This window comes from Methylobacterium sp. E-025, from assembly GCF_022829705.1.
Lineage (GTDB): Bacteria > Pseudomonadota > Alphaproteobacteria > Rhizobiales > Beijerinckiaceae > Methylobacterium.
Window position 1 is genome coordinate 42535 of record NZ_JAKSYR010000171.1, and the last position, 11652, is coordinate 54186.

Annotated in this window: 10 protein-coding genes; 5 read left to right on the plus strand and 5 right to left on the minus strand. The window is 71.2% G+C overall.

Annotated elements, in window-relative coordinates; translation table 11 throughout:
* Positions 1-240 precede the first annotated feature (240 nt).
* Positions 241-1503, plus strand: a complete 1263-nt coding sequence (locus tag MKK64_RS25160) for a PQQ-dependent sugar dehydrogenase (RefSeq protein WP_409568010.1) — start codon at positions 241-243, stop codon at positions 1501-1503.
* Positions 1500-2069 carry a c-type cytochrome gene (locus tag MKK64_RS25165; RefSeq protein WP_243938315.1) on the plus strand — a complete coding sequence of 190 codons (570 nt, stop codon included), beginning with the start codon at positions 1500-1502 and terminating at the stop codon, positions 2067-2069. Before MKK64_RS25160 ends, MKK64_RS25165 begins: the two co-directional genes overlap by 4 nt.
* Before the next feature lie 8 nt (positions 2070-2077).
* Here MKK64_RS25165 and MKK64_RS25170 read toward each other — a convergent pair whose 3' ends face one another.
* Both MKK64_RS25170 and MKK64_RS25175 read right to left on the minus strand, forming a co-directional pair.
* The gene (locus MKK64_RS25170; protein WP_243937471.1) at positions 2078-2584 is read right to left on the minus strand and encodes a GNAT family N-acetyltransferase; all 507 of its coding nucleotides are present in this window, start codon (positions 2582-2584) and stop codon (positions 2078-2080) included.
* Between the two features lie 39 nt (positions 2585-2623).
* A complete protein-coding gene (locus MKK64_RS25175) occupies positions 2624-3820 on the minus strand; it encodes an MFS transporter (protein WP_243938317.1) in 1197 nt (398 codons plus the stop codon).
* 138 nt (positions 3821-3958) lie between these two features.
* Between MKK64_RS25175 and MKK64_RS25180 the strand changes: the two genes are divergently transcribed.
* Both MKK64_RS25180 and MKK64_RS25185 read left to right on the plus strand, forming a co-directional pair.
* Positions 3959-4732: an AraC family transcriptional regulator gene (locus MKK64_RS25180; protein WP_243938319.1), complete on the plus strand. Its 774-nt coding sequence runs from the start codon at positions 3959-3961 to the stop codon at positions 4730-4732.
* A 20-nt stretch (positions 4733-4752) separates the two neighbouring features.
* On the plus strand, positions 4753-5367 hold the full coding sequence (locus MKK64_RS25185; RefSeq protein ID WP_243938321.1) for an NIPSNAP family protein: 615 nt from the start codon (positions 4753-4755) through the stop codon (positions 5365-5367).
* Between the two features lie 10 nt (positions 5368-5377).
* On the opposite strand, the gene MKK64_RS25190 is transcribed toward MKK64_RS25185, so the two are convergent.
* From MKK64_RS25190 to MKK64_RS25200, 3 genes are all read right to left on the minus strand, one after another.
* Positions 5378-6481 (minus strand): microcin C ABC transporter permease YejB, encoded by a 1104-nt coding sequence (locus tag MKK64_RS25190; RefSeq protein WP_147843590.1) that lies wholly within the window; start codon positions 6479-6481, stop codon positions 5378-5380.
* Between the two features lie 63 nt (positions 6482-6544).
* The gene (locus MKK64_RS25195; RefSeq protein ID WP_243938323.1) at positions 6545-8401 is read right to left on the minus strand and encodes an extracellular solute-binding protein; all 1857 of its coding nucleotides are present in this window, start codon (positions 8399-8401) and stop codon (positions 6545-6547) included.
* On the minus strand, positions 8398-10299 hold the full coding sequence (locus MKK64_RS25200) for an extracellular solute-binding protein (RefSeq protein WP_243938326.1): 1902 nt from the start codon (positions 10297-10299) through the stop codon (positions 8398-8400). The genes MKK64_RS25195 and MKK64_RS25200 overlap by 4 nt, the downstream gene beginning before the upstream one ends.
* A gap of 170 nt (positions 10300-10469) precedes the next feature.
* Between MKK64_RS25200 and MKK64_RS25205 the strand changes: the two genes are divergently transcribed.
* On the plus strand, positions 10470-11354 hold the full coding sequence (locus tag MKK64_RS25205) for an alpha/beta fold hydrolase (protein WP_243938327.1): 885 nt from the start codon (positions 10470-10472) through the stop codon (positions 11352-11354).
* Positions 11355-11652 lie beyond the last annotated feature (298 nt).

Sequence of the window (11652 nt, forward strand, 5' to 3'; positions counted from 1 at the left end):
ATCGGGTGCCAAAAGGCAAGGTTGCGCCGGGCGGGCCGCCGGCCCGCGAACCGGTTCGGTGAGACATCCGCGCCCGCTCGACACGCCGCAGCGGCGCCGGGATGCAACCGGTGGTGACGGTGCGGGGAACCTGTTTCCCGGGGCGCTCGCCTTCGCCGGTCGGAGCGTGAATAACGGATCCGATGACGAGCGGGGGCCGGCGCAACGCGCCGAGATCCCGCCGAGCCCGGGAGACGCCGCGTGACACCCGTCCTGAGCCGAAGCCTCGCCGCGCTGGCGTTGACGACCTGCCTCGCCGCGCAAGGCGCCCTGGCGCAGCAGCCGGCGAGCCCCGCCCCGGCTGCCGCCGCCCCCGCGGCCCCTGCCGTCGACAAGGGCTCCGCCCTCTACGGGCGCCCCGAGGGCGGGGACGCCGCCAAGCTCGCACCGATCTCCGGGCCGCCGCTCGCGACGCCGCTGGGTAAGCTCCCGCTCGACAAGCTGACGGTGCCCGACGGCTTCAAGATCGAGGTCTATGCCAGCGGGCTCGCCAACGCCCGCTCGATGCGCCAGAGCCCGGACGGGACTCTGTTCGTCGGCACCCGCGCGGTCGGCAAGGTCTACGCGATCCCGGCGAAGGTCGGGCCTGACGGCAAGCGCGAGGTCAAGACCATCGCCACCGGCCTGCACCGGCCGAACGGGCTCGCGTTCCACGACGGATCTCTGTTCGTGGCCGAGCTCTCGAAGATCTGGCGCTACGACGGCATCGAGGCGCATCTCGACGAGGTGCCGAAGCCGGTGCTGGTCTACGACGACCTGCCCAAGGACGAGGCGCACGGCTGGAAGTTCATCGCCATCGGCCCCGATGACAAGCTCTACGTCCCGGTCGGATCGCCCGGCAACATCACGATGCCCCCCGACACCCACGCCCAGATCCGGCGGATGGACCTCGACGGCAAGAATGTCGAGGTGATCGCCCGCGGGGTGCGCAACACCGTCGGCTTCGACTGGAACCCGATCACGAAGCAGCTGTGGTTCACCGACAACGGCCGCGACTGGGTGTCGGAGGACATCCCGAACGACGAGCTCAACGTGCTGACCGAGCCGGGCAAGCAGCATTTCGGCTTCCCGTACTGCCACCAGGGCACCTTCACCGATCCGGAATACGGCTGGGGCCATTCCTGCGCCGAGTTCACGGCGCCGGCGGCGCTGCTGGGCCCCCACACCGCCTCGCTCGGCCTGCGCTTCTACACCGGCGCCATGTTCCCGGCGGACTACAGGAACGCAATGTTCATCGCCCGGCACGGCTCGTGGAACCGAACGCGCAAGCTCGGCGGCGACGTGGTGGTGGCCCGCCTCGGTTCCGACGGCAAGGTTGCCTCGGTGGCGCCGTTCCTCTCCGGCTTCCTGCAGGACAACAAGTATGTCGGCCGCCCCGTCGACGTGCTGGTGGCCGACGACGGGGCGCTCCTGGTCTCGGACGACTACAACGGCGCGATCTACCGGATCAGCGCCGCGCAATGAGCCGCGCGATCGCCCCGGCCCTCCTCCTCGCGACGCTCCTCCTCGGGACGGCGACGTCCGCCCCGCTGGGGGAGCGGCTGGTGCCCTGCCTCGCCTGCCACGGCGAGCGCGGCACCTCCGGGACCGAGGGCGTGCCCTCGCTCGGCGGGCAGATGCCCGACTACGTCGTCACGCAGTTGTTCCAGTTCCGGGAGCGGCAGCGTGAGGCGCCGCCGATGAACGACATGGCGTCGGCTTTGTCCGACGACGACCTGCGCGGCTTCGCCGACGCGGTGGGCGCCCTGCCCGCACCGGTCCCTGCCGGCGGCCCGCCCGATCCGGCACTCCTCGCGCGGGCGCAGGCGCTGGTGTCCAAGCACCAGTGCAAGTCCTGCCACGGGGCCGAGCTGACGGGGCGCGACGCGCTCCCGCGCATCCGCGGCCAGCGTGAGGACTACCTCAAGGCGGCGCTCACGGCGTATCGCTCGAACGCCCGGCCCGGCTACGACCCGGCGATGAACGAGGTCGCACAGACGCTGAAGGACGACGAGATCGCCGACCTCGCCGCCTACATCGCGCGGCTCTAAGCGAGGCTTCAGCCGGTGCGGATCGCCGCGACCGCCCCGCGGGCCGTGGCGAGGAAGCCCGGCTTCAGCTCGAGGGCGAGGAAGCGGGCCGGGTCGACCGGGCCGGGCAGGACCAGATGCTCGGCCGGCACCGGCGAGAACCCGAACCGGGCATAGAACGGCGCGTCGCCGACCAGGATCACCAGGCCCTCGCCGGCCGCCGTCGCCGCGGCGAGGCTCGCCCGCATCAGCGCCGTGCCGACGCCGCGCCCGGAGAAGCTCGGATCGACGGCGAGCGGCCCCAGCGCGAGGAAGCCGGCGCCGCCGGCCGTCACCGGCGCCATCCGCACCGAGCCGACGAGGAAGCTGCCGACCGAGGCCGTGACGCTGAGGTCGGCCCGGTGCGCCGAGCCCTCGCGCAGCCGGAACGCGGTGCGCGCGTAGCGCCCGGGCCCGAAGGCGCGGGCGTGCAGACGCTCGATGGCGTCGCCATCGTCGGGGTTCTCGGGGCGGATGACGAGGGAGAGGGCTGGCACGAGGTTCGGCGTAACAGGTTTCGACGGCGCCCGCAGCCGCTACGCGGCGGCGGCGAGAACGGGCTGCGCGTCGCTCCGCACCAGCCGGTAGAACCCGAAGGCGGCGACCCAGATCAGGCCGCCGAAGGCCGCCGCCGTCCCGAGCACGAGGCCGAAGCCGCCACGGTCGTGCAGCAGGGCGATCAGGGGCACCACGAAGCCGCTCGCGGTGAAGCCCACGAAGTAGCGCAGGCTGTAGGCCTTCGCGCGCTGGTGCGCCGGGACGTAGCGCGCGATCATCGCGTCGTTGATGACGACCTGCCCGTAGATCGCGGCGATCGCCAGCACCAGCCCGAGCAGCAACAGGGGGCCGGAGGACGCCGCCGCGAGGCCGAGGCCGAGCGGCTGCAGCACCGACAGGCCGAGGAACAGGCTCGGCAGGCCGAAGCGGTCGACGAGGCGGCCCATCAGCAGCTGGGTCAGCGCGCCGAAGACGAAGACCACGGTGGCGATCGAGCCGATCAGGGTCAGCGACAGGGCCTGCCCGACGCCCTCGTCGATCACCTTCGGCAGCGAGATCGTGGTGACGTTGAAGGTGATGCCGCCGGCGAAGATCGCCACGCCGAACATCGCCAGAAGCGCCATCGGCCGCGTCACCGGGATGATTGCCGCCCCGCCGGCCTTGCGCGCCTCGCCGTCCCCGTCCCCCGGCACCATCGCGACGAAGGCGGTGCCGCAGGCGAGGCACACGAGGCCGGGCACCACGAAGGCGGCCTGCCAGCCGAGCGTCGTGGCGAGCAGCGCCGTCGCGCCCGAGGCGCTGGCGGCGCCGAAATTGCCCCAGACCCCGTTGATGCCGAGGTCGTGCCCGAGGCGCCGCGCGTGGGTGACCAGCATGGTCGAGCCGACCGGGTGGTAGATCGCCGAGGCGAGGCCGAGCACGCACAGCCAGATCGCGAACGCGGTCGGCGTCGCGGCGCTGGCGACCCCGAGGCAGGACAGCCCGTAGCCGAAGAAGAACACAGCGAGCATGTTGCGCCGCCCGAAACGGTCGGCGAGCGAGCCCATCGGCAGCGAGCACAGCCCGAAGGCGACGAAGGCGCCGGTTGCGAGCCCGATCAGCTCGCCGTAGCCGAGGCCGGTCTGGCTCGCGATGGCGATCACCGCGGTCGGGTAGATCAGCAGCACGAAGTGGTCGAGGGCGTGCGCCACGTTGACGAAGCGCAGGGTGCGGCTGGAGAGATCGTCCGGGCTCATCGCGGCGTATCCTTCGGGACCGCCGCCTCATACCCTGACCCGATGGACGGTGTCGGGCCGCAAATGTACGCTGCCGGGCCATTCTTCGACGCGCCCGTGCATGCGCGGACGGAAAGCGACCCTTTGCGAGGATGCGCGATGCCGCCGCGCTCGACCGATGCCGCCGACTACCAGGACGTGCCCCGGTCGGTCGCGGTGATGCCCAAGGCCTTCGCCGCCGCGAGTCGGACCGACCGGCACTTCCACCCGCGCGCACAGCTGCTCTACGCCACCGCCGGGTTGATGATGGCCTCGGCCGACGACGGCACCTGGGTCGTGCCCGAGGGGCACGCGCTGCTGATCCCGCCGCGGCTGCCGCATGCGGTCGCGATGCACGGGGCGGTGGCGATGTGCTCGGCCTATCTCGATCCGCGCGCCTTCGCCGTTCTCGATCGCTGCCGGGTGATCGCGGTGTCGCCGCTCCTAGTCGCGGCGCTGGCGGCGCTCGCCGAGGAGCCGGTGCTCTACGACGAGGCCGGCCGCGGCGGGCATCTCGCCGCCCTGGTGCTCGACGAGATCGGCCGGGCCCCGGAGACGCCGCTGGCGCTTCCGCTGCCGCGCGACGCGCGCCTGCGCCGGGTCTGCCTCGGGCTGATCGAGGATCCGGGCTCGGTTGACGACCTCGATGCCTGGGCGACGCGCGCGGGCGCGAGCCGGCGCACGCTGACCCGCGGGTTCCGCCAGGAGACCGGTCTCAGCTTCGGCGATTGGCGCGCGCGGGCGCGGGTGATCCGCGCGCTGGCCCTCGCCGCCGACGGACGCCCGGCCGGGCACGTCGCGGCGGCGGTGGGGTATCGCAGCCGCCACGCGCTGCGCGCGACGGTCGGGCGGGTGCTGGGCCCGCACGGCGCGCGGCCCCATATCCCCGGCTGATCAGCCGGAGGCCGATGGGCATGCTCTACGAACTCGCCGCGCTCTCATGCCCCCTGAACGCGCTCGATCGCGCCTCCGAGGGGGCGGCAGCCTGGGTCGGCGCGCCCGAGGCCGGCGGCAGCGTGCTCGGGAGCTGGCGCACCGAGATCGGGATGCTCGGCCGGCTCCTGGTCCTGCGCGGCTTCGAGGCGCCGGAGGCCATGAGCGCCGAGCGCCGTCGCGCTCTCATGAGCGCGAGCCCGTTCAACGCCGGCGGTGTCGCGACCGCCCTGGAGATGGACAGCTACGCCGCCTTCCCGTTCCTGCCGCCCGTGCGCACCGGCGCCCGCGGCGGCGTCTACGAGTTCCGCACCTACCGCCTGAAGCCGGGCGGCCTGCCGCCGACGCTCGACGCCTGGGAGGCGGCCGTGCCGCCGGCCAAGCCCTACACCGACCACCTCGTGATTAACCTGTACGCGCTCGACGGCGCGCCGCGGATCACCCACATCTGGGGCTTCCCGAGCCTTGGGGAGCGGGCGTCCCTGCGCCGCGCGGCGCAGGGCTCGGGGCACTGGCCGCCGAAGGGCGGCCCCGACCACATCGTCGAGGCCGTCTCCAGCATCGGCCTCCCCGAGGCCTGGTCGCCGCTGACCTGATCGTTGCCGCTCAGGTGGCGCGGGCGGAAAAGTCGATGCGCGGGTCGATCCAGACGTAGATCAGGTCGGAGAGCAGGTTCACCGCCAGCCCGAGCAGCGAGAAGATGTACAGGGTGGCGAACACCACCGGATAATCGCGCCCGACGATCGCCCGGAACGAGAGCTCGCCGAGGCCGTCGAGCGAGAAGATCGTCTCGATCAGCAGCGAGCCGGTGAAGAAGGCCGAGATGAACGCGCCGGGAAAGCCCGCGATGACGATCAGCATCGCGTTGCGGAAGACGTGGCCGTAGAGCACCCGTCGCTCCGACAGGCCCTTCATCCGCGCGGTGAGCACGTACTGCTTGCGGATCTCGTCGAGGAACGAGTTCTTGGTCAGCAGCGTCGAGGTCGCGAAGGCGCCGATCACCAGGGCGGTCAGCGGCAGCACCATGTGCCAGGCGTAGTCGCCGATCTTCTGCCAGGTCGAGAACGTCTCCCAGCCCTCGCTGGTCAGCCCGCGCAGGGGGAACCACTGGAAGAACGAGCCGCCGGAGAACAGGATGATCAGCATCAGCCCGAACATGAAGCCCGGCACGGAGTAGCCGACGATGACGACGAACGAGGTCCAGCGGTCGAAGCGGGCCCCGTCGGAGACCGCCTTGCGGATGCCGAGCGGGATCGAGATCGCGTAGGACAGGAGCGTCATCCACAGGCCGAGCGAGATCGAGACCGGCAGCCGCTCCTTGATCAGCTCGATGACCGTGACGTCGCGAAAGTAGCTGCGGCCGAAATCGAAGCGGACGTAGTCCCACAGCATCTTGGCGAAGCGCTCGGGCGCCGGCTTGTCGAAGCCGAACTGCTTCTCGAGCTTTGCGATGAAGTCGGGGCTCAGCCCCTGCGCCCCGCGGTAGCGCGAGCTCGCCTCGCCGCCCGAGGCCGGCCGGCTCGCGCCGCCGAGGTCGCCGGTGCCGCCGGTGACGCGCGAAAGCGTGCCGTCGCCCTGCCCCTGCATCTGCGCGAGCACCCGCTCCACCGGCCCGCCCGGGGCGAACTGCACGATGGTGAAGGTGATCAGCATGATCCCGAACAGGGTCGGGATCATCAGGCCGATGCGGCGCAGGATGTAGCCGAGCAACGAAGGTGTCTCCTGTGTCGCCGACGCCCCGAGGGCCGGGGCTCGGCGGTCCGGCGCCGCGCGTCAGTTCCGGCCGATCCGCTTGGCCTTGTCGGCGTCGAACCACCACACGGCCGGGGCGCCGAGATCGTATTTCGGGCCCTCCGCCGGATGGCCGTAGACGTCCCAGAGCGCGAGCTTGTGCGTGCCGGCATACCACATCGGCACCCAGTAGCGCCCGGCGCGCAGCACCCGGTCCAGCGCCCGGCACGCGGCGTTCAAGGCGTCGCGGGATTTCGCGTCGGCGATGGCGGTGAGCAGCGCGTCGATCGCCGGGTTCGCGATGCCCGACAGGTTGTTGGAGCCCGCCGTGGCGGCCGAGCGCGAACCGTAGGTCTCGCGCAGCTCCGCCCCGGGCGTGACGCCGCTGGCGTAGCGCCGCGAGGTCATGTCGAAGTCGAAGTCCTTGAGACGCGACTGGTATTGCGAGGCGTCGACCGTGCGGATCGTCGCCTTGATCCCGAGCAGGCCGAGGTTGCGGATGAAGGGATGGGTATGCGGCTCCAGCGCCGGGCTCGAATCGAGGAACTCGATCTCGAACGGCTTGCCGCCGGGCAGCGTGAGCAGGCCGCCGTCGCGGGTGCAGCCGGCCTCGCGCAGCAGCGCGTCGGCCCGCCGCAGCAGCGTGCGGTCCTGCCCCGACCCGTCCGAGATCGGCGGCGTCCAAGGCTCGCCGAACACCTCCGCCGGCAGGTCCTTGCGCAGGGGCTCGAGCAGCGCCAGCTCGTCCGGGGACGGCGTGCCGGTCGCCTTCAGGACGGAGTTCTCGAAGAACGAGGCCGTGCGCGTGTAGGCGCCGAACATGATGTTCTTGTTCGTCCACTCGAAGTCGAAGCACAGGCCGATCGCCTCGCGCACCCGCGGATCGCGGAACTGGGGCCGGCGGGTGTTGATCCACCAGCCCTGCGTCCCGGAGGGACGGGCATCCGGCACGGTGGTGCGCACCACGCGGCCCTCTGTCGCCGCCGGGAAGTCGTAGCCGGTGGCCCAGACCCGCGCGGTGAACTCCTCGCGGAAGGTGAAGGCGCCGCCCTTGAACGCCTCGAAGGCGACGTTGCGATCGCGGAAATACTCGTACCGGATCGCATCGAAGTTGTTCTGCCCGACCATCACCGGAAGGTCCGCGGCCCAGTAGTCGCGCACCCGCTCGAACTCGATCGCGCGGCCGACGTCGACGCGGCCGACCTGGTACGGCCCCGAGCCGAGCGGCGGCTCGAGGCTGGAGGCCGCGAAGTCGCGCTTGGCGTAGTAGGCCGCCGAGAAGATCGGCAGCTGCGCCACGGCGAGCGGCAGGTCGCGGGCGCGGCCGGGGGCGAAGCTGACGACGACGGTCTCGTCGTCGAGCGCCCGCGCATCCGTCATGTCCCGGATCACCTCCGAGATTTCCGGGTGGCCCTTCTCGCGCAGCAGCGTGAGGCTGAAGGCGACGTCCTTCGCCGTCAGCTTGGAGCCGTCGTGGAACCGCGCCTGCGGGCGCAGGGCGAAGGTGTAGGCCAGCCCGTCCTCGGACACCGTCACCGCGCGCGCCACGAGGCCGTAGAGCGCGTCCGGCTCGTCCAGCGCCCGCACCATCAGGCTATCGAAGGTGAGGTTCATGCCGGCGGCCCCCTCCCCCTGCAGCACGTAGGCGTTCAGGGTGTTGAAGGTGTCGGGCGCCTGGTTCCCGAAGGTCTGGCTCAGCTGCGACGAGAAGCGGCCGCCCTTGGGCGCCATCGGGTTCACGTAGTCGAAGCGCTGGAAGTCCTTGGGGTATTTCAGCTCGCCGAAGCTCGACAGACCGTGCGAAGCTTGGGTCTCCGCGGCCGCCGCGCGGGGAAGGGCTACGCCGGCCGTCAGCGCGCCCGCGCCGAGGACCAGGGTGCGGCGGGAGACGCCGCTCAACGCGGCGCCCCGGTCTTGGCGGCCGCCGCCGCGTCGTACCACCAGGTCGTCGGGAAGCCGGACGAGCCGTAGAGCGGCAGCACGGCGGGGTGCGCGAAGCGGTTCCAGCGCACCGTCCGCGAGACGTTCGAGGCCCATTGCGGCACGACGAACTCGTGGGCGAGCAGCACCCGGTCGAGGGCGTGGGTCGCCGTCAGGACGCCCGGTCGGTCCTTGGCGAAGATCACCGTCTCGATCAGCGCGTCGATCGCGGGATCCTTGATGCCGATGAGGTTGCGCGAGCCCGGCTTGTCGGCGGAGGCCGAGCCCCAGTACTCGCGCTGCTCGTTGCCGGGGGAAAGCGATTCCGGCCAGGAGCCGGTGGTGACGTCGAACTCGAAGTTGCGCATCCTGTTCTGATACTGCGCCTGGTCGATCACCCGCAGGGTGGTGCCGATGCCGATGAGCTTCAGCTGCGCCGAGAACGGCAGGATCACCCGCTCGAAGGTGTTCTGGAACTCGAGGAACTCGACGGTGAGCGGCTCGCCCGTGGCCTTGTTCACCATCCGGCCGTCGCGCTGCTCGTAGCCGGCCTCGCGCAGCAGGCGCACCGCCTCGCGCAGGTTCGTGCGCACGGCTTCGGGCGTGTCGCTCACCGGATTCTTGTAGGGCGCGGTGAAGACGGAGGGCGGCACCTTGTCCTTCACCGTCTCCAGCAGCGCCTTCTCCTCGCCCTCGGGAAGGCCGGAGGCGGCGAGCTCGGAGCCGTAGAAGTACGAGTCGATGCGCTTGTAAAGGCCGTAGAACAACGCGCGGTTCATCTCCTCGAAGTTCATCGCGAGGTTGAAGGCGCGCCGCACCCGCGGGTCCTTGAACTTGTCCCTGCGCGTGTTGAAGATGAACGCCTGCATGTTGCCGTTGCCGCGATCGGGGAAGGCCTCCTTGATCAGGCGCCCGTCCTTCACCGCGGGGACGTCGTCGTAGGCGGTGGCCCAGTTGCGGGCGATGTTCTCGACGCGGAAATCGTAGAGGTCGCCCTTCAGCGCCTCCACGAGCACCGTCCCGTCGCGAAAGTACTCGTAGCGCTGAGTGCCGAAGTTGTTGCGCCCCGCATTCACGGGCAGGTCCTTGCCCCAGTAGTCGGCGACGCGGGTGTAGGTCGCCGAGCGGCCGGGATCGAATTTTTCCAGCTTGTACGGGCCGGAGCCGAGCGGCGGCTCCAGCGTCGTCTCCGTGACGTTGCGCGGGCGCCCCTGCGCATCCTTGCCCGTCCACCAGTGCTTGGGCAGCACGCGCAGCTGCCCGATCACCTGCGGCAGCTCGCGGTTGCCGGTCTCGGAGAAGGTGAAGGTCACCTCGCGCGGGCCCGTGGCCTCGGCCTTGGCCACGGTCTGGTAGTAGGCGGCGTAGAACGGGCTGCTCGCCTTGAAGGTCTCGAACGACCAGACCACGTCCTCGGTGGTGATCGCGACGCCGTCGTGCCACTTCGCGGCCTCGCGCAGGCGGTAGGTCACCGAGCCGAGGTCGGGCGCGACGCGCAGCGCCTCGGCGAGCAGCCCGTAGGAGGTGAAGGGCTCGTCCAGCGACTCGGTGGTGAGCGTGTCGTAGAGCAGCGCGATCCCGCCCTCCAGGTCGCCCTTCAGGCCCGAGACCACGAGGTTGAAGTTGTCGAACCCGCCCTGCGCCCCGAGGCGCACGAGGCCGCCCTTGGGGGCTGCCGGGTCGGCGTAGTCGAAATGCTTGAAGTCCGGGCCGTATTTCGGCTGGCCCATCAGCGTCACCGCGTGCACCCAGCCGGCACCCGCCGCCGGCGGCGCCGGCTCGGATTGCGCGCCCGCGGGTCCTGCGAGGCAGGCGAACGCCAGGGCGGCGGCCAAGGTGCCTGCGAACAATCGTCCGATCACGGGATGCGCTGTCACGAGGGGGCAGTCTCCGGTTCGTCGGTCATCGGCCGTTCGGCGGGCCGTTCCCGCCTGCTTAGGACGGACCGCACCGCCACGCCAACCCGGCGCGTCCGCGCACGCCCTGCCGGCCCGGCGACAACCCGACGGCCTCCGGCGCGTTGGAGCCGATCAGGACAGGAACACCGATGCCGAGCATCCGCCACGACACCATCCCGCTGAACGGCCTCGACATGCACGTTGCCAGGCTCGGCAGCGGCCCGCCGCTGCTGCTGCTTCACGGCTGGCCGGAATTCTGGCTGACCTGGGAGCCGGTGATGGCGCGGCTGTCGGACCGCTTCACCTGCATCGCGCCGGACCTGCGCGGCTTCGGCGCGACCGGGAAGCCCGATGCGGCGCCGAACGACGGGGTCGGCGTCAAGGTCCACGCGCAGGACATCCTCGCCCTCCTCGACGCGCTCGGCGTCGCCCGCGTCGGCGTGGTCTCGCACGACGTCGGCGCCTACGTCGCGCAGGGGCTCGGGCACATGGCGCCGGAGCGGCTGCGGAAGCTGTTCTTCTTCGACTGCCCCTACGGCGGCATCGGCCCGCGCCTCGGCGCGCCCGAGAAGCTGCGCGAGATCTGGTACCAGTCCTTCCACCTGATGCCCTACGCGGCCGATCTCGTCGGCTCTTCGCGGGAGGCCTGCCGGACCTATATCGGCGGCATCCTGCGGCACTGGTCCGGCCCGAACGAGCACGCCTTCGACGACGTGCTCGACGCCTTCGTCGACAACTTCCTCGCGCCCGGCAACCTGCAGGGCGGGTTCGACTGGTATCTCAGCCAGAACGAAGGGCGGCTCGCGATGATCCGCGGCGAGGCGCCCGCGCCGAAGCCCATCGCGGTCCCGACCTGCATCCGCTGGGGCGATTCCTCGCCGCTCTTCCCCTACGCCTGGACCGACCGCCTGCCGGACTATTTTTCTAACCTCGACCTCGCGCCGTTCCCCGGCGCGGCGCACTTCCCGCATCGGGAGAAGCCCGACGCGGCAGCAGCCGAGATCGCGCGGTTCTTTTCGGATCTGCGCGGCTGAGCGGCTGCTGAGGTGATCCTCGGCGCGAGCAGGAGTGAAGCCACCGCCTCTTCCCTCCCCCTCTGCGGGGGAGGGTGGCCCGCGAAGCGTGTCGGAAGAGGGGAGCGCGTTGTCCGGAGAGGTCGCTCCCCTCTTCCGACCCTCGCTGACGCGAGGCCCACCCTCCCCCGCAGAGGGGGGAGGGAAACGCGCTGATGCTTCGATATCAACGCGAGAACTCGTCGTTTACGCCGCCCGCCCGCGCCGGCCTTCCACCAGCCACATCGCCAGCACGGCCGCGGCAAGCAGCGCCAGGGCC

Excerpts from the sequence above, each read along its gene's own strand:
- MKK64_RS25205 (WP_243938327.1), top strand. The coding sequence starts at position 10,470 with ATGCCGAGCATCCGCCACGACACCATCCCGCTGAACGGCCTCGACATG.
- MKK64_RS25175 (WP_243938317.1), bottom strand. The coding sequence starts at position 3,820 with ATGAGCCCGGACGATCTCTCCAGCCGCACCCTGCGCTTCGTCAACGTG.
- MKK64_RS25185 (WP_243938321.1), top strand. The coding sequence starts at position 4,753 with ATGCTCTACGAACTCGCCGCGCTCTCATGCCCCCTGAACGCGCTCGAT.
- MKK64_RS25180 (WP_243938319.1), top strand. The coding sequence starts at position 3,959 with ATGCCGCCGCGCTCGACCGATGCCGCCGACTACCAGGACGTGCCCCGG.
- MKK64_RS25165 (WP_243938315.1), top strand. The coding sequence starts at position 1,500 with ATGAGCCGCGCGATCGCCCCGGCCCTCCTCCTCGCGACGCTCCTCCTC.